The 16,304-nt window shown below is 39.6% G+C and carries 15 protein-coding genes; 9 read left to right on the top strand and 6 right to left on the bottom strand.

What is annotated here, in order from left to right; genetic code table 11:
• Window positions 1–365 precede the first annotated feature (365 nt).
• Entirely contained in the window at window positions 366–1,409 is a 1,044-nt protein-coding gene (locus tag CKW03_RS16485; RefSeq protein ID WP_093100365.1) for a hypothetical protein, read from the top strand.
• On the opposite strand, the gene ruvC is transcribed toward CKW03_RS16485, so the two are convergent.
• Window positions 1,406–1,969: a crossover junction endodeoxyribonuclease RuvC gene (gene ruvC / locus CKW03_RS16480; protein ID WP_093100364.1), complete on the bottom strand. Its 564-nt coding sequence runs from the start codon at window positions 1,967–1,969 to the stop codon at window positions 1,406–1,408. The two genes, CKW03_RS16485 and ruvC, sit on opposite strands and share 4 nt — an antisense overlap.
• A gap of 68 nt (window positions 1,970–2,037) precedes the next feature.
• Between ruvC and CKW03_RS16475 the strand changes: the two genes are divergently transcribed.
• Entirely contained in the window at window positions 2,038–3,030 is a 993-nt protein-coding gene (locus tag CKW03_RS16475; RefSeq protein ID WP_236736547.1) for a lysylphosphatidylglycerol synthase domain-containing protein, read from the top strand.
• A 16-nt stretch (window positions 3,031–3,046) separates the two neighbouring features.
• The gene (locus CKW03_RS16470; RefSeq protein ID WP_093100362.1) at window positions 3,047–4,147 is read left to right on the top strand and encodes a glycosyltransferase family 2 protein; all 1,101 of its coding nucleotides are present in this window, start codon (window positions 3,047–3,049) and stop codon (window positions 4,145–4,147) included.
• A gap of 2 nt (window positions 4,148–4,149) precedes the next feature.
• On the opposite strand, the gene CKW03_RS16465 is transcribed toward CKW03_RS16470, so the two are convergent.
• The gene (locus tag CKW03_RS16465) at window positions 4,150–4,896 is read right to left on the bottom strand and encodes a lysophospholipid acyltransferase family protein (RefSeq protein ID WP_093100361.1); all 747 of its coding nucleotides are present in this window, start codon (window positions 4,894–4,896) and stop codon (window positions 4,150–4,152) included.
• 135 nt (window positions 4,897–5,031) lie between these two features.
• Between CKW03_RS16465 and CKW03_RS16460 the strand changes: the two genes are divergently transcribed.
• Genes CKW03_RS16460 through CKW03_RS16445 form a run of 4 tightly spaced genes read left to right on the top strand, consistent with a single transcriptional unit; the run spans window position 5,032 to window position 7,722 of the window.
• On the top strand, window positions 5,032–5,295 hold the full coding sequence (locus CKW03_RS16460; protein WP_093100360.1) for a DUF2089 family protein: 264 nt from the start codon (window positions 5,032–5,034) through the stop codon (window positions 5,293–5,295).
• A 4-nt stretch (window positions 5,296–5,299) separates the two neighbouring features.
• Window positions 5,300–5,764, top strand: coding sequence for a hypothetical protein (locus CKW03_RS16455; protein WP_093100359.1), 465 nt, complete (start codon window positions 5,300–5,302; stop codon window positions 5,762–5,764).
• A complete protein-coding gene (locus tag CKW03_RS16450; protein ID WP_139185519.1) occupies window positions 5,754–6,353 on the top strand; it encodes a hypothetical protein in 600 nt (199 codons plus the stop codon). The genes CKW03_RS16455 and CKW03_RS16450 overlap by 11 nt, the downstream gene beginning before the upstream one ends.
• Before the next feature lie 4 nt (window positions 6,354–6,357).
• Window positions 6,358–7,722, top strand: a complete 1,365-nt coding sequence (locus CKW03_RS16445; RefSeq protein WP_093100357.1) for an alpha/beta hydrolase family protein — start codon at window positions 6,358–6,360, stop codon at window positions 7,720–7,722.
• Window positions 7,723–7,771: 49 nt separating this feature from the next.
• On the opposite strand, the gene CKW03_RS16440 is transcribed toward CKW03_RS16445, so the two are convergent.
• The 4 genes from CKW03_RS16440 to CKW03_RS16425 form a co-directional block, all read right to left on the bottom strand.
• Window positions 7,772–9,151, bottom strand: a complete 1,380-nt coding sequence (locus CKW03_RS16440; protein WP_093100356.1) for a RagB/SusD family nutrient uptake outer membrane protein — start codon at window positions 9,149–9,151, stop codon at window positions 7,772–7,774.
• An 18-nt stretch (window positions 9,152–9,169) separates the two neighbouring features.
• A complete protein-coding gene (locus CKW03_RS16435; RefSeq protein WP_093100355.1) occupies window positions 9,170–12,178 on the bottom strand; it encodes a SusC/RagA family TonB-linked outer membrane protein in 3,009 nt (1,002 codons plus the stop codon).
• A gap of 235 nt (window positions 12,179–12,413) precedes the next feature.
• Window positions 12,414–13,124, bottom strand: a complete 711-nt coding sequence (locus CKW03_RS16430) for an SDR family NAD(P)-dependent oxidoreductase (protein ID WP_093100354.1) — start codon at window positions 13,122–13,124, stop codon at window positions 12,414–12,416.
• On the bottom strand, window positions 13,124–14,041 hold the full coding sequence (locus CKW03_RS16425) for a lysylphosphatidylglycerol synthase transmembrane domain-containing protein (RefSeq protein ID WP_093100353.1): 918 nt from the start codon (window positions 14,039–14,041) through the stop codon (window positions 13,124–13,126). Before CKW03_RS16425 ends, CKW03_RS16430 begins: the two co-directional genes overlap by 1 nt.
• 404 nt (window positions 14,042–14,445) lie before the next feature.
• Between CKW03_RS16425 and CKW03_RS16415 the strand changes: the two genes are divergently transcribed.
• A complete protein-coding gene (locus CKW03_RS16415; protein ID WP_093100352.1) occupies window positions 14,446–15,009 on the top strand; it encodes a lipocalin family protein in 564 nt (187 codons plus the stop codon).
• 142 nt (window positions 15,010–15,151) lie between these two features.
• Window positions 15,152–16,303, top strand: coding sequence for a GDP-mannose 4,6-dehydratase (gene gmd, locus CKW03_RS16410; protein WP_093100351.1), 1,152 nt, complete (start codon window positions 15,152–15,154; stop codon window positions 16,301–16,303).
• Window position 16,304 lies beyond the last annotated feature (1 nt).

The following is a 16,304-nucleotide window of genomic DNA, read 5'->3' as shown; positions in this document are numbered from 1 at the left end:
ATGTGTTAATTTGTAATAAGGTTTTTAAAAATATCTAAAAAAATCAAATAAATTTCTATTTATTTACAGTAAAATTTAAATTTGTTATAACAAACGAGGTAAAAAACACTAAAGTTTGTAATCACTTCCCTCAAAATAACATAGGTTTATAATTGGTTAGCGTTGAAGCTCCTCGCCCGGGGAGCTTCTTCCATTTATAAGCCTTTCAAATAAATTTTTCAATTTTCTAATTTTTTCAAAAATAACAACAATTATTGTTAAATTAATGTTTGAATGATAAAATTACGTCATTTTTTTTAACATTTTTTCATTGATGTATACAACAACTATTTTTCGTACTTTAGTTTCAGTCACAAATGCTTGTTATGAAAGAAGATGATGTAAAGATTTCAAGGAAAAAACCAATTTTTCCGGTGGGTACGGGTTTGTTGAAATATCTAAAAGCTTATCAGCGGGATGGTAAATTGCCCATGACCTATTCTGATCTTTTGAATTTCCAAGAAACCATACCTTCCCTGGACAAGTTTGGCAATGATACGTTGTGGGAAATCCCTTTATATCCTCCCCATATCCAAGATACCTTATATGATCAGCTCAAAATTGTATATGCACAATTGAAGGCATCTGGTAATACCCGGATCGTGCAACATAAGGTGATTGAAAAGATTGAATTCTGTGCATTTGGAAATACACATCCCTTCCGAATCAAAATTGTCAATAGGCTAAACGATGTCTATGATTATTTCTATATCAAACAAGCTGATGCCTCCAGGATCTATGGCTTGGAGCTGGAAGAAATCATCTCTCCAAATCAGGTCAATTACCTTTATGATCGCGATACTTTGGTAGAAGAGCATATTGTGGGGATCCCCGGAGATACCTTTGCAAAAACCAAGATGGATGCTCCAGATTATAATCAGACAAGGATTGCAAAGGAGTTTGTGAAGTTTAACGAGCGCTGTGTAATCTCGATGTTAGGAGATATGAGGGCTTATAACTTCGTGATGCAGATTACTCCCGACTTTGATGATTTCCAGTTTAGGATCCGTGCCATTGATTTTGACCAGCAGTTCTATGAAGGGAATATCAAAGTCTATCTGCCACAATTCTTTAAAGAAAATCTGCCATTTGTCAAATTGTCCATGGATCATTTGAACGAAAAGACCGTGTTGCAATATCAACAAGAGGAGCGATCTTCCATTGTGCACCGCGTACGAAGCGAAAGGCATAGGATTAAGGACCTCAGGGACGCGAGTAGCACCCAACAGCTTTCTACCAAGGAAAATATAGAAAAATTAAAAGAAGGGTATGCGAAGTACTATGAAAATGAAAATTATTTCAAGTGCAAGAGCATGACTGACATCATTGAGCTAAATGTCAAGAATGTCATCCGACAGGTCCAACTCTAACGAATTCGTTTTTGATTGTCCTTTACAAAGGCTTCCCAACCCGAATAGTTTTTTCCACCTGTTGACTGGTTCTGCTGAAAGGCATGACATACCGCTACTGCAAGACCATCGGTAGCATCGAGGAACTCTGGGGTTTCCTTAAAGCTCAATAAGGTCTGTAACATCGCGGCAACTTGCTCCTTACTCGCATTTCCATTGCCTGTAACCGATTGTTTTATCTTTCGTGGGGAATATTCAAAGATGGGGATATCGGCATTCAGAGCGGCTGCCATTGCGACACCTTGAGCACGGCCCAGCTTTAGCATGACTTGGATGTTCTTGCCATAGAATGGAGCCTCTAATGCTACACAATCTGGATTGTACTCCGCAATCAGGGCACTGGTTTTTTTGAAGATGCGTTGGAGTTTGAGGCCATGGTCATCTAAGTGGCCCATTTTAATGACACCAAGCGTGATCAAGGATATTTTTTTATTCACCTCCTTCAAAATTCCATAACCTAGAACTACCGTTCCAGGGTCAATTCCCAAAATAATCCTCTCTTTAGCCGGTTCTTTTTGCATATGCAATAATACGATTTTCTAAACATTGCTTTCTAAAAACGGTTATTAATTAAAAAATTATTAAAATTGTGCTTTCTTTAACAAAATTGACGAAGACACAGCGAAAATATCTCAATCTTTTGATTAAAATAGCCATTGTTGCGCTTGCGATGTGGTTTGTTGTCAGCAAGGTGAATAATCAAAAGAACTTGAAGGAGTTTGAAAGCCTTATTCATCAGATCGATCCGCTAACGATTAGATTGGTATTTTTGGTTGTTGTGCTCTTAATGTTCGTCAATTGGTTCCTAGAGGTCAAAAAGTGGCAGTTTCTCAGTCAGAGGATAGAAAAGTTAGGAGTATGGAAAGCCATTAAATCGGTTTTTTGTGGCCTTACTTGGGCGATATTTACCCCGAACAGAATCGGTGAATATGGAGGGCGCGTGATGTTGCTCAAGCCAGAGAATAGGGCGACAGGAGCAGTGGCAATGGGCGTTGGCCTATTTGCTCAGTTGGTATTGACTTCGGTTTTCGGTTCTTTGAGTATTGCATGGTTCGTTACAACCTTTTTGGAAACGCCAGCCTCCGTTGACTTTGGAGTTTGGCTGATCGCCATTATCTATGCGTTGGCTTTTCTGATCCTTTACTTCAATGTTTCTTGGGTGGATTATTTAGTGGGCAAGGTCAAGTTCTTGAAAAAGATAAAGCCATTCTTTTCGGTGCTGGAAGACTTTACGGTCAAAGAATTGGCTTATGTACTCTTGCTGTCTGCCTTTCGGTTTGCCATCTTTACTTCGCAATATATCATACTCATGTTGGTCATCTTACCGGAGCTTCCTCTGGTTTCTATGGTATTAATGATCTTTATCATGTTTTTTATTCAATCTGCCGTTCCTTCCTTAGATATTTTTGACTTTAGTGTTCGTAGTTTTGTAGCCAGCAATTTGTATGCGTATATTACGACCCAAGAAATTGCAGTGATGGCCATTGTCTCGTGCGTTTGGTTTGTTAACCTCATCTTTCCGGCAATCATCGGGTCGTTTTTTGTATTTAACGTGAATTATATCAGTGATAATAAATCTTAGTTTTTTCCTATTTATTATGACCATTATCTATGTGGTATTGGTCCTTTATATGCGCAATGGTTGGATGAAGCTGCCTATGTTTCATCTGACTTCCATTATGCCTCTATCCAAACTAACGGTAATTATTGCGGCGAGGAACGAGGAATCTAATATTTCCAAAACTTTAGATTGTATCGTCGGACAGGAATATCCCAAGGAATTATTGGAAGTGATCGTTGTAGATGACCATTCTACGGATAGGACCGGAGAGATCGTCACAACTTATGCAGATCGTGGCGTAAAGCTGATTACGTTAAACGAAGGAAACAAACTCAATTCATATAAGAAATTCGCAATTAATAAGGCAATTCATGCTTCATCTGGAGATATCATCATCACCACGGATGCTGATTGCAGAATGGGGTCTAAATGGATATTGAGCATTGTTCAATATATGGAAAGCCAAGATAAGTTGATGGTTTCTTCTCCGGTATGCTACGATCAGGAAAAATCTTATTTTGAACGCTTGCAGACGTTGGAGTTCCTATACCTTATTGGATTGGGAGCTGCGGGAATTGGTAATGGGAATCCTACGACCTGTAATGGAGCTAATCTTGCCTATAGAAAAACCTTGTTTTTTGAAATGGGTGGATTTAATGGGATTGATGAATTGGCTTCTGGGGATGATGAGCTGCTATTGCATAAGGTCGCTGAAAAATATGCTGATAGGATAGGCTTTTGTAAATCTAGGGAGGCAATTGTTTATACCGATGCAAAAGAGAATCTTAAATCTTTTTTGAGCCAAAGAAAACGTTGGGCCTCAAAAAGTACAAAATATAAAGACAAGAAGGTTGTGATTCTCGGTGTATGTATTTGGCTTTTTAACCTTTCTTTTTTGCTGAGCCTTATCTTCCTGTTGCTGGGGATTTATGATGCCAGCGAATTGGTGATCACATCTTTGATGATGAAGTTACTGGTGGAATTGGTTTTCCTTTATCCTATTCTCGCATTTGTAAACCGTAAGGAACTGCTTTGGAATCTTCCCTTGCTAACCGTGGTCCATTCGCTCTATTTTGTCTATATCGGCGTAGTCGGAAATGTAGGAAAGTACGATTGGAAGGGTAGAACCGTCAAATAGTTTTACAGGTTTTCTTCTTTTACTTTAGCGCGAATCATATCCTCCGCTTTCTTAACGATTTCTTCTGGATTTAACCCTGTAGTGTCTATTGGGTTCAAAACCTCCCATGACATATGGGTAAATGGTCTAAGCGGAAATGCTCCCCATTCTACCATTTTATAAGAACCATTGATCGCAATAGGAACAACTAATGCCTCAGGGTTTTTCTTCATCAATGTCGCAATACCACCTACCGAAAAAGCTTTCATCTTTCCAGTTTTTGTCCTCGTTCCTTCTGGGAAAATAAACGCCGACCAATTGTTCTTTTTCATGTTATTGGCAAGATTTAGGATCTCGGCGATAGATTGTTTTGGATCTTTACGGTCAATATTGGCAGCTCCACCATGTTTTAGGTTGAAAGAGATACTAGGGATATTGGCGGTCATCAATTCAATCTTCGAAATGAATTTACCATGAAACCTTCTCAAGAAGTAAATCAAAGGTGGGATATCGTAGGTACTTTGGTGGTTGGCAATAAAGATAATGGGTTTGCCTACCGGGATATTTTTATTATCAATAAACTGTGTCCTGTTAAATAGGGTATAGTTGCATGCTACCAAGAAGCCGTTCAAGATATCCACGCTTTTCTTATGCGCAGCATATCCACCCAGCTTCAAACATAACCATTGGATAGGATGGAATATCAATAATGATAATGCAAAACAAATATAAAATATCGGAGTAAGGATAAATCCTAATAACTTTCTCATCTGTAAACTAAAATTGAGCAAATATACGAATTAGTATATTTTATACCTTTTACCAATTCTTAAATAATATTTATTAAGCAATGTTTAAATAATATTAAAACTTTGTTTAACTTTATTAAGGTAAATATATAATATATGAAGTTTCCTATTCAATGTCCGGCCTGTGATACCGAAATGACTGTAGTAAAATTGCACTGTGACAGTTGTGATACCGAGGTGTCGGGCCGTTTTAATTTCCCAGTATTGATACGCTTGGAACCGGAAGAACAAGAGTTCATTATCGAATTTCTTTTAAATTCTGGGAGTCTAAAGGAAATGGCCAATAAGCTAGGCAAAAGTTATCCTACCGTTAGGAATAAGCTGGATGAATTGATAGATAAAGTGAAAACCCTCCAATAAAATTATGATGAGCTTCAAAGAAAACCAAAATATGATGACCACTTGGATATTCCTGATCATCTTGGGGGTAATAGTTGCACAAGCTTTGGCAATCAGTCCAAACTATATGGATATATTTAAACGAAGTGGCTTTTTGCTTCCGGTAATCGTTTTTGTATTATTATCACTGATCAGATTGAAGACGACTTATGATGTTGAAGGTATCCGTATCGTTTTTATCCCTTTTATATGGAATAAATTTATTCCATGGTCAGACATCTCATCGGCATATATGCGGACCTATACATTTGCAGATTTTGGCGGATGGGGTTATAGATTAGGAAAATGGGGAAAAGCCTATTCTACCAAAGGAGAGCACGGAGTGCAACTGATAATGAAAGACGGGAGCCAATTAATGATTGGAACCCAAAAACCTGAAGAGGTTAAAAAAATAATAAACCAATATAAACCCTATAAAGATGAGTTCTAGAGAATTTGTAAGTATCATGTTAAATCCCTTTGAGGATACGACCAGCCGTAAATTATTGATTTATGGAGTTCTTGGTTTTATAGTGATGAGTCTTTTGGGGTATTTCTTCCATTTCATCAATAATGGAATCATACAGTTGCATTTCAGTCATCCAAGGCCTTATTGGAAGTATATTGTCTATGGCTTGATCAACAGTGGCAGTTTAACAGTTTTGATGTTTGCTTATGCAAAGTTCAATTATTCCAAAACAAGGCTGTTGGATGTATTGATTTCAGTACTTATAGCCCAATGTGTATTGGTGTTTATTGCCCTTTTTCTCCTGAATCCATTTCTTACCGGCATTATGGAAGAATTAACAGCCGAAATTGAAAAAGGCAATATAAATAAGCTAAATATATCACCAGTTAATTTGGGAATAATCACTTTGGCAGGTATCTTCAGTATCTTCTCTATTTACTATTTTTTCCATTTACTGGTAAGAGGTATGAAAATTGCCATCAACAGTAATAAATTGTTCCATACCATTGCCATTGTGCTGTTGACCTTGGTGTTGGACGTGATATTGAATGTTTTAAATCCTTATTTCTAAGCATATGAAGAATTATTTTTTGGCATTGATCCTGTTTTGTTCATGCTCTATGGGCTTTTCACAATCCTTTGAGGGAAATTGGAAAGGCACCTTGCAGGTTTCAGGGATGGAATTGCCATTAATCTTTGAATTTAAATACAATGGAACTTGGGAGGGAACAATGCAAAGTCCTAAACAGACTAGCAATAGGTTTCCTTTGAGCAGCTTTACAGCTACTGGGGATTCCATATATGTGGAATTGAAGAGCTTAGGTGTAAAATATGCCGGAAAGATCAGCTCTGATCGAATGCATATCAATGGTAAGTTTCAACAAGGTGGGCTGAAGACGGATTTAATCCTTAGCAAGTTAACTGCTGAGCAAGCCAGCCAAGCCTCTACTTTTAAAAGGAGCCAACGCGTAAACCCGCCTTATTCTTATGATACGGTCGATGTAACCTTTGAAAATAAAATTGACAAGGTTACTCTTGCAGGTACCATCACTAAACCAAAAGAACCAGGCAAATATCCGGCTGTTGTTTTAGTTTCGGGCAGTGGTCCACAGGATCGCAACGAAACCTTAATGGGCCATGAGCCATTCAAGGTATTGGCAGATTACCTGACCAAAAATAATATTGTGGTTCTTCGCTATGATGACCGCGGAGTAGGGAAGTCAAAAGGTGATTTTGCAAAGTCTACCACAGGAGACTTTGGAAAGGATGCGCTTGCTGCTCTGAGCTTTTTGCGCAAGCAAGCTCAAGTCGATCCGATGAAAGTCGGCATCATTGGCCATAGTGAAGGTGGATTGATTGCAACCATCCTCGCTGGTCAACAAGCTAGCGGATTGAACTTTATTGTCACTTTAGCTGGCCCAACCATCCGAATGGATTCTTTGATGATCCTACAGAATGCTGCAGTTATGAAATCTCAAGGAAAGGATATGTCTGCAGCAGAACGCGCTATGATCAAGAAGAATTATGAGATTATGGCTTCCGATCTTCCGAGCAACAAAGCTTTCGATGCGATAAGAAATAATATGCGTGCTGTGAATGGTAGCCAAAATATAGAAAGTGCAGATCAGATTGGTGCTTTGGTAACTCCATGGTTCCGCCATTTTATCAAGATAGATCCTGTGCCTTTTATCAAGAAGATTAAGATACCGACCTTTGCGGCATTTGGTGGCAAGGATGTGCAAGTGCCAGCAGGAGAAAATATCGAAAGCCTAACGGATAATCTTCCAAAGAACAAAAACGACCTTTCTAAGGTCTATCCAAATTTAAATCATCTCTTCCAAAATGCTAAGACAGGAGCCGTTGGTGAATATGAAGAGATTGAAGAAACCATAAATCCTGAAGTGCTGAAAGATATCACAACCTGGATAAAGGCCTTGTAATCAATAGAAATAAAAATAGCGGTCCGTTCAGACCGCTATTTTTATTTTGTTATTGTGAATAACCTGGATTCTGTACCAATGCAGGGTTCACCGAGATCTCTCTATATGGAATAGGGAATACCATTTTCGGAGAATTGTATGGAAAAGTACCGATATTCTTTTTCGTTCTTTTCAGATCATGCAATCTATATCCTTCAAATGCCAGTTCCTTATTACGTTCCAATAAGATAGCATCTAAGGTCAGATCTTCCAACTCTCCGATTCCGGCTCTATCACGTAATACATTGATGTCATCCAAAGGATCTGCACCGATAGAAGTTCCCAATCTAAAGTTACACTCTGCCCTCATCAGATACAGTTCAGTCAACCGCACAACTGGGATATTATCAAAGTAATTGTACCATTTTTTGGTAAACCAACCCGATTTCGCTCCGTTTCCATCATAGATTATTTGCGTTCTGCGTTTATCGGTAGGATCGAAGGTGTTGTAATAGGAATTCAGGATGCTCAAATCTCCACGACCTACTTTACCACCTGTGTTGTTCAAGTAGCTGGAGTAGAAAGTGGCTAAACCATCGTTCGAAGAACCAGCATTACTTTGTTCGCTTTGTTGGATCTCAAATACACCTTCCGAAGAGTTCGGAGTACGGAAAGGAGTTTCCAAAGATGGGGATAACTCATAATCTCCACTTTCGATGATATCATTAGCTAGGTCTCTGGCTTTGTCATATTTACCTTGTTGCAAATATAGACGGGCCAACATCCCTTGTGAAGCCGCAAGATCGGAAGGGAAATCTGCTAATTTGGCAATAGAGGCCAATAGGTCCTTCTCAGCCTGCGCATAAGACTCAGTTACTGTACTTCTTGTGATGCCTTTGATAAGATCCTCAAACTTCGTCACAGCTTTCAATGGGATAGGTACGCCCGGTGTTGAATTAGCCCCTCCAGCTTCATAAGGCAAGCCATAAAGACGTACCAGCTCGAAGAACATAATACCCCGAATAAAATAAGCTTTTCCTTCTACTTGAGCCTTCATTTCCTCATCTGTGATGATAGGAAGGGCCTCTAGTACCGTATTTGCAGCATTGATTGCCTTATAGGCATTGGTCCAAGTACGGGTTACATCTTCATTGGTGGCAATGATGTTCTGATTCGATATGTCGCGGTAGGTTGAAAAAGTACCGGTCCAGTTTAAATAGCCCGGACTAGCGTATAGATCAGGAACCATAATCAGGTTCGTTCCGTATAATGCCCCTCCTGCGATAATGGTATATGCGCCCGTTAGTGCATTGTTGACATCAGCAGGGGTAGATAGCGCCTTTTCAGCTGAGATATCATCTACAGGTTCAATCTCCAGTTTTTTACCGCATGACCCCAGGGTCAGCGCAACTGCCACAGCAGGAATTGTAATATATTTTATAATGTTCATGATAGTTCGCTTAGAAGATTAAAAACCAATGTTAACTCCAAATGTGATAATTCTAGGTTGCGGTGCTGTATAAAAATCAGTACCTAACTGATACCTACCTGCAAATGTGGTGTTGATTTCTGGATCATAACCATTGTAATTGGTGAAAGTCAACAAGTTTGTTGCCGATACATAAATACGTGCAGATTGCATATAAGCTTTGTTAGTTATGCTTGAAGGCAGGTTATAACCTAGGATTAAGTTTTTCACACGGAAGTAAGAACCATCTTGGATATAGCGAGACGAAGGTCTAGTTCCGTTTGCTTCATCAAATCGAGGTTGCGGAATCATGGTTACATCTCCCGGATTCTTCCAATAGTCCATTTGATCTAAAGTTTGGTTATCGAAGTAGTCACCGTTAGTCGATTGGAAACCTCCGGCCGCATTGTAGATGTCATTGCCAAAAACAAATTGCGTTTGGATGGCTAGATCAAAGCTCTTATAAGAGAAGTTGTTTCCAAAACCACCAAAGAACTTAGGATTAGGATCACCTATCCATTGGTCAGCAGCCTCAGAGTACTCATTGGTTGTCGTGGTTTGCGTTTCATCCAAATAGTAAAGTGCATCTCCATTTTCTGTATCCACACCAGCATAGGCCTTACCATAGAAGAAACCATAAGGCATTCCTTCTTCAATCCTACCCAAATAGCGACCGCCTGAGTATATAGGTTGACCATTAACTAATTTCAAGATTTTATTCTTGTTGAAGGAGATATTGAAGGAAGTACTCCATTTGAAATCACCAACGAAGTTTTTAGAATTCAATGAAAACTCCATACCGCGGTTTTGCATATCACCTACGTTTTGAAGGATAGTAGTGAATCCATTGGTTGACTCAATAGGCACATCCAATAATAGATCGGTTGTTTTCTTGAAATAAGCATCAATAGTTCCCGATAATCTATCGTTGAAGAAACCAAAGTCAACCCCAAAGTTGCTTGAAGAAGTGTTTTCCCAAGTCAGTTTCTCATCCCCTAATCTCAATGGAATAGTTCCCGGTACACCTGCATAGTTTGCACCTGTGTATAGCGTTCTTGGTCCAAAGTTGTCAATCTCCGCATTACCTGTACGGCCGTAGCTGGCCCTTAGCTTTAAGAAAGATAAGGTTGAATTTCCTTTCAAGAAGTCCTCTTCCGATACTACCCAGCCCACAGAAGCAGCAGGGAAGGAGCCGTATCGAGATTCACTACCAAATCTAGAAGAACCATCAATACGCAGGGTTGCTTCCAATAAATATCTATTCTTGAATTTATAGTTAGCTCTAGCTAAGTAAGAAAGGAAAGAGAATCTAGATTCCGATGAACTTGCATTCGATTTTACGGCAGCACTGATGATCTTAGTGAATTGATCAGAAGGAAAACCTTTACCTTCTGCCATGGTGTATCTAAATTGACCTTCTTGGTAAGCCATACCTATCATTGCACTGAAATCATGGACTTCATTGAATGTTTTGCTATAGTTCAAGGTGTTGTTGGTGTTGAAGTTGATTGAACGGGCTTGGTAGTTCCAGCCATAACCACCTACATCACCACCATCTTGAGTTCTGGAGCCTAAGAAGATTTCCTCTTCCAGGTTTTGGAAGTCCATTCCATATTCCGAACGGAAGATAAGGTTAGGCGTGATCTTAGCGCTAGCATAGGCCGTTGCGAATGTGCGGTAGGTGTTAGATAGGTTCTTGCCGTTTTCAAGGTCAATCAAGTTGTTATAATAAACGGTGTAATTGTTCAAAACTCCATTTTCATCTCTGATCGCTTGGATAGGAGGAAGGGCATTCAACTGTAAGGGGTTAGAAAAGGCATTATCACTACTAACGCGATAGTTGTCGATTTTATTGATGTTGATCGTACCACCAACATCCAACCAAGAATTAGCAGAGTGATCCAAACCTAAGCGGCCAGAAGTCCTTACAAAACGGTTGCCGACAATAATACCTTTGTTGTCATTGTAGCTTCCCGAGGCGATGAACCTTGTCTTTTCATCACCACCAGATACATTCAGGCTATATTGCTGCACTCCACCTCTTCTTAAACCTTCATCAACCCAATTGCTATTGTAGTTTTTGTCCCAATCGTCAGATCCGGTCCAATCTTCCCAAAATGCGGCTAGAGTAGGGTATTGGTCATCACCGGCCCCGATGTATCCAGCATTGTTCAAAGCTGTACCTAATAATTCTTTATACTGGGTAGCATTTAGGAATTCACCTTTTTTGGTTGCATCACTGAATCCACCAAAGTAGCCTAACTCGAATTTTGTCCTTCCAGCCTTACCTTTTTTGGTCGTGATGATGACTACACCGTTCGATCCTCTAGCACCGTAGATGGCTGTAGCAGCTGCATCTTTCAGTACATCTAGGGATTCAATGTCATCAGGACTGATTGCCGCCAATGGATTGTCCGGTTCATCATAAGTACCCATCGCCGATGAAATGATAGGCACTCCATCAATGACATAAAGCGGTTGGGTACCTGCAGAGATGGAGGAAATACCACGCACACGGATTTGCAGAGCCTGACCTAATTTCCCAGAACTTGAATTGACAAATACCCCTGGAGCACGACCTTGTAGGGCGCTTTCAACAGTTTGAAGGGGCACATCTTCCAAATCTGACATTTTCACGCTAGCTACCGATCCGGTCATGTCCTTTTTGACCTGAGTACCATAACCTACCACCACAACCTCTTCTAGGTCTGCAGCTGCAGGCGTCAATTGAACATCAATACGGCTGCGGTTGTCGATGTTTACCTGTTGGGAATTAAAGCCCACGAAGCTGTAGTGTAAGGCTTTGATCGAAGCACTTACCCCGATTTCATAGCGGCCCTGAGCGTCCGTCTGGGCAGCTGAATTGCTCCCAATGGCACGAACGGTAACCCCAGAGATCGGATCATTGGTTACAGCATCGGTCACCGTACCTGTAATGGTTTGATCCTGTCCAAATGCAATTAAATGCATCAGAAACAACGATAAGAAAAATAGTAGTTTTCTTTTCATAAATTAAGTTTCAGTTAGTGGTTAGTATGCACTAGAGGAGCTGTTCTAACTCCTTTAGGCTTTGTTAATTAAATTAAATATAGAAAAATTTAATAATCAAATAACTGAATGTCAATTTTTTTAATATTAGCGCTTTTATTAGTGTGGGGTTAATTTTAGCAATTCGATGTTTAAACAATAAAAAACGGCTATCATGATTTATGATAGCCGTTTTAACTTTTTTTATTTTTTTTATTTAAGGTGTCGTATTTGCAACAGGAAGAATTTTTCCATTATAATATTTATGTCCGTTCTGAGCAAACTCAGCAACATATCTTCCCATTTCAAAAGCTAATGTTCCTGCCTCAACTCCGGGGAATGCTGCTTCAAACATTTCTGTCTGGGATGAACCCAAAGCCAGGCAATTCACCTTGATATTTTTGTCTTTCAACTCCTCGGCTAAGCATTCCGTTAAAATGCCCAAAGCACCTTTACTTGCTGAATAGGCTGATAATCCAGGGAACTTTGCGGAACCTTGAAATCCACCCATACTACTGATATTGACGATATGCCCAGCATCCTTCATCATCGGAACAATGTTTTGGATCATCTGGATATGGCCGAGCAGATTGGATTGGAACATCTGGGCTACATCCTCCATGCTGGTTTCCATAAAGGGTTTATTAATCAAAGCACCTGCATTATTGATCAGGATATCCACTTTATCAAATTTGGATTGGATAAAGGGAACCAAAGATTCAGGATAATTATCAAACACAATATCAAATTGTGCTGGATAGAGTGTGCCGCCATCATGGTTCAATGAGGACGCTATTTCATGTAATTTCCTTAGCTTATCTGCTGATCTCGCGAGCGCGATCACCTTATTCTCTTTATTGGCGGTTAAATCCAGCACGGCTTCAAATCCTATGCCGCTACTAGCCCCTGTAATGATGATATTTGCCATTATTCCTCTTCTTTTTCTATTTCTTCCTCTACTTCTTTCGCAGAAGGTAGCTTATCTGCACCTAATCGCTGCGGTCTAAAAATATAATAAATGCCACTGGAAGCAACCAAAAGCGATATGATATAGAATATCAAACTGATGGTTACAGCGATATGTGGGTCTAATCTAAGATAGGTGGCCAAACTGAATATAACAGATTCACGCAGTCCGATCGCTCCTCCAATGGAAGGTACAATAGCTACCAATTGCGAGACCATAAAGATCAGAAGGTAGGGCGAGAACTTGCCGTCAAAATTCATGGCCAGTAATATAAAGGTTGCGGTCAAGGTTTGAAACCCCTGAACACATAAGGCCTTAAAGTGGGTCGTGATAAAATTCTTAAGGAATTGCTTAAAGAACAGGCGAAGTACATAGAGGTAACTGATCGTTCCTACCACAAGGGCCGCTATGGTCACCGCATTAGGAATTGCAAATCTAGGCATAAAGATGATCAATGCTCCCGTAATGATACTTAATGCCCAAAGGCCCGAAAGCCTATCAAAAAAGACAGCCCCCAAAACCTGACGACGTGAAATCTGGAAATTCTTCTTTAGGAAAAAGATCTTATAGCCATCCCCTCCAATTCCTCCTGGTAGAAAGAAATTATAGAGCAGGCCCAATTGATAGAGTCTAAAATTATAGCGTTCGGTCAATTTGAGTCCTATCGCCTTAAAGAATGAGTTTAACCGTGAGGATGCTACTAAAATGGAGCATATATAAGCCAACAAGGCAAAGAATAGATACAGCGGATTACTGTCTTTTAACACCTCAGTAAGGTCCTTGAATGATATTTTTGTGGAAACCCAATACAGCGCAGCAGCGGTAATCAGTACCTTAAGAATATTTTTTGCGATTTCCCAAATCTTTGATTTTTCCATTTAATTTTTGCTGTAAATTATAGCATCGGGTAAATGCGGGAATAGAATAAAATCAGATAAATCAGCAAAAATCCTCCGCATAAGCTGAATAACCAATTCAAATCAATCCGTTTGTATTTTTCCTTTAACATCATGAACATCATAATGATAAAGATGATGAATAAGGAAATGGGGGCAAATATAGCCCATTTGTTTGGGAAATTTAAAGAAATATTATCCAGTATTTTAGCATCTTTGCTAAAAGCGAATACAATTCCTACAATTAAAACAATCATCAACAAACGAAGGATAGCCTTGGCTACGATTTTGCTTATGGTATGATTTTTGGAAGTGTTGTTCATCAATGAAAATTGAGTTTTTTGTTTACTAATATACATTTATTATACTATTTTAAAATTTGTAATATGCATAAACGTATTATTTCGTTTTTATCTTTACTGACAGCTTTGTTGGTTTTAGGTAGTTGTGGAGCACCTAGAAAAGGCGCTACAGGTGGTACTGAATCAGGAACAGTTTCTGCGACAGGTCCATCGGCATCACAATGGCGTTCTGGTGTGAAAGGTACATGGACCTTGAATTCTGTGACCCGTGAAAACATCCCAAGCAGCTATACCGTTAAAAATATGTTTGATGAAGCACCAGTGGATTGTTTCATTGGTTCACAATGGAATCTTCCTGGTGGAAACCAAAGGGGTAGCATCACTTTCAATGCGGAAGGAAATCTATGTGCTAGTGGAACCGTACGTACCATTGTTTGGTCTATCTTCAATCCAGGTAAGACTGGTGGTCAACCTGCATTCCAATTCAAGAAAATCTATGCTGGCGACAAAGCTTCTAACGTAACGAGTGGTTACCGTTTGGATTTGTCCTATGCTGACGAAAATTCGTTGGAAATGCGTTTACCAGTAGCCTTGAATGACGGTAATACTGGAAACTTGGTTCTTAAATTTAGTAGAGCCGGAGAATAATTCCACAAAAAGAATTTTTTGAATGTTAGCCGTAGAGAAATCTACGGCTATTTTTTTGTCAACTCATTTTATCAGGTTTCGGTAAGGTTTTTCTCAATCGTTTGTTTGAAATCTCTATATTTGTCAAGTTATAACAATCAGAATGAGTCAAGAAAGGAATAAAGTTGCTCTCATTACCGGCATTACCGGCCAAGACGGAGCATATTTAGCAGAGTTTTTATTAAAAAAAGGCTATGTCGTGCATGGATTGAAAAGAAGAAGTTCTTTGTTTAATACCGACCGTATCGACCATTTGTACCAAGACCCACACCAATTAGGGCGTAATTTCGTCCTGCATTATGGTGACCTGACGGATTCGACCAACTTGATCCGCATTATCCAAGAAACTAAACCCACCGAAATATATAATCTTGCCGCGCAGTCACATGTCAAGGTAAGTTTTGACACCCCTGAATATACCGCCAATGCTGATGGTCTTGGAACCTTAAGGATCCTAGAGGCTGTCCGCTTACTTGGATTGACCGAGCAAACCCGTATCTATCAAGCCTCGACCTCTGAGCTTTATGGACTTGTCCAAGCGGTTCCTCAAAGTGAAACAACACCATTCTACCCTAGGAGCCCTTATGCCGTGGCTAAACTATATGGTTATTGGATTACAGTGAACTACCGTGAAGCCTATAATATGTATGCTTGTAATGGTATCCTATTTAACCATGAAAGTCCTGTTAGGGGAGAAACTTTTGTGACAAGGAAGATTACCCGTGCCGCTGCGAAAATCGCCTTAGGCCTGCAAGATAAGCTTTACTTAGGCAATCTTTCTGCACAACGTGACTGGGGACATGCTAAGGATTACGTGGAAGCGATGTGGTTGATTCTGCAACAAGATAAAGCCGAAGACTTTGTTATTGCTACTGGAGTTACCACGACGGTTCGTGAATTTGTAAGAATGGCTTTTGCTGAATTGGGCATTGAAATCGAATTCTCTGGTAAAGCTGAAGCTGAGAAAGGTGTAATCATTGATCGTGATAACGATAAATTGAAAGAGTTGGGCCTTGACCCTGAGAAAATTAAGCTTGGTCAAACGATTGTAAAAGTAGACCCTGCATATTACCGACCTACGGAAGTGGATCTGTTGATCGGTGATCCGAGTAAAGCCAACAATAAATTAGGTTGGAAACCCAAATATGACCTTGAAATGTTGGTGAATGAAATGGTCCTCTCTGACCTAAAACTTATGCAAAGAGAGGAATATCTTAAAAAAGGTGGCTTTGATATCCTAAATTATTTTGAATAAC

Origin of the sequence: Sphingobacterium mizutaii (genome assembly GCF_900187125.1) — a bacterium.
Classification (GTDB): domain Bacteria; phylum Bacteroidota; class Bacteroidia; order Sphingobacteriales; family Sphingobacteriaceae; genus Sphingobacterium; species Sphingobacterium mizutaii.
The sequence above is the reverse complement of the archived record's forward strand: the minus strand, read 5'-3'. Positions and strand labels throughout refer to the sequence as shown.

Coding starts and splice junctions, on each gene's coding strand:
- CKW03_RS16430 (WP_093100354.1), bottom strand. CDS start 13,124: ATGGCAAATATCATCATTACAGGGGCTAGTAGCGGCATAGGATTTGAA.
- CKW03_RS16460 (WP_093100360.1), top strand. CDS start 5,032: ATGAAGTTTCCTATTCAATGTCCGGCCTGTGATACCGAAATGACTGTA.
- CKW03_RS16470 (WP_093100362.1), top strand. CDS start 3,047: ATGACCATTATCTATGTGGTATTGGTCCTTTATATGCGCAATGGTTGG.
- CKW03_RS16435 (WP_093100355.1), bottom strand. CDS start 12,178: ATGAAAAGAAAACTACTATTTTTCTTATCGTTGTTTCTGATGCATTTA.
- CKW03_RS16450 (WP_139185519.1), top strand. CDS start 5,754: ATGAGTTCTAGAGAATTTGTAAGTATCATGTTAAATCCCTTTGAGGAT.
- CKW03_RS16445 (WP_093100357.1), top strand. CDS start 6,358: ATGAAGAATTATTTTTTGGCATTGATCCTGTTTTGTTCATGCTCTATG.
- CKW03_RS16415 (WP_093100352.1), top strand. CDS start 14,446: ATGCATAAACGTATTATTTCGTTTTTATCTTTACTGACAGCTTTGTTG.
- ruvC (WP_093100364.1), bottom strand. CDS start 1,969: ATGCAAAAAGAACCGGCTAAAGAGAGGATTATTTTGGGAATTGACCCT.
- CKW03_RS16485 (WP_093100365.1), top strand. CDS start 366: ATGAAAGAAGATGATGTAAAGATTTCAAGGAAAAAACCAATTTTTCCG.
- CKW03_RS16425 (WP_093100353.1), bottom strand. CDS start 14,041: ATGGAAAAATCAAAGATTTGGGAAATCGCAAAAAATATTCTTAAGGTA.
- CKW03_RS16455 (WP_093100359.1), top strand. CDS start 5,300: ATGATGAGCTTCAAAGAAAACCAAAATATGATGACCACTTGGATATTC.
- CKW03_RS16440 (WP_093100356.1), bottom strand. CDS start 9,151: ATGAACATTATAAAATATATTACAATTCCTGCTGTGGCAGTTGCGCTG.
- CKW03_RS16465 (WP_093100361.1), bottom strand. CDS start 4,896: ATGAGAAAGTTATTAGGATTTATCCTTACTCCGATATTTTATATTTGT.
- gmd (WP_093100351.1), top strand. CDS start 15,152: ATGAGTCAAGAAAGGAATAAAGTTGCTCTCATTACCGGCATTACCGGC.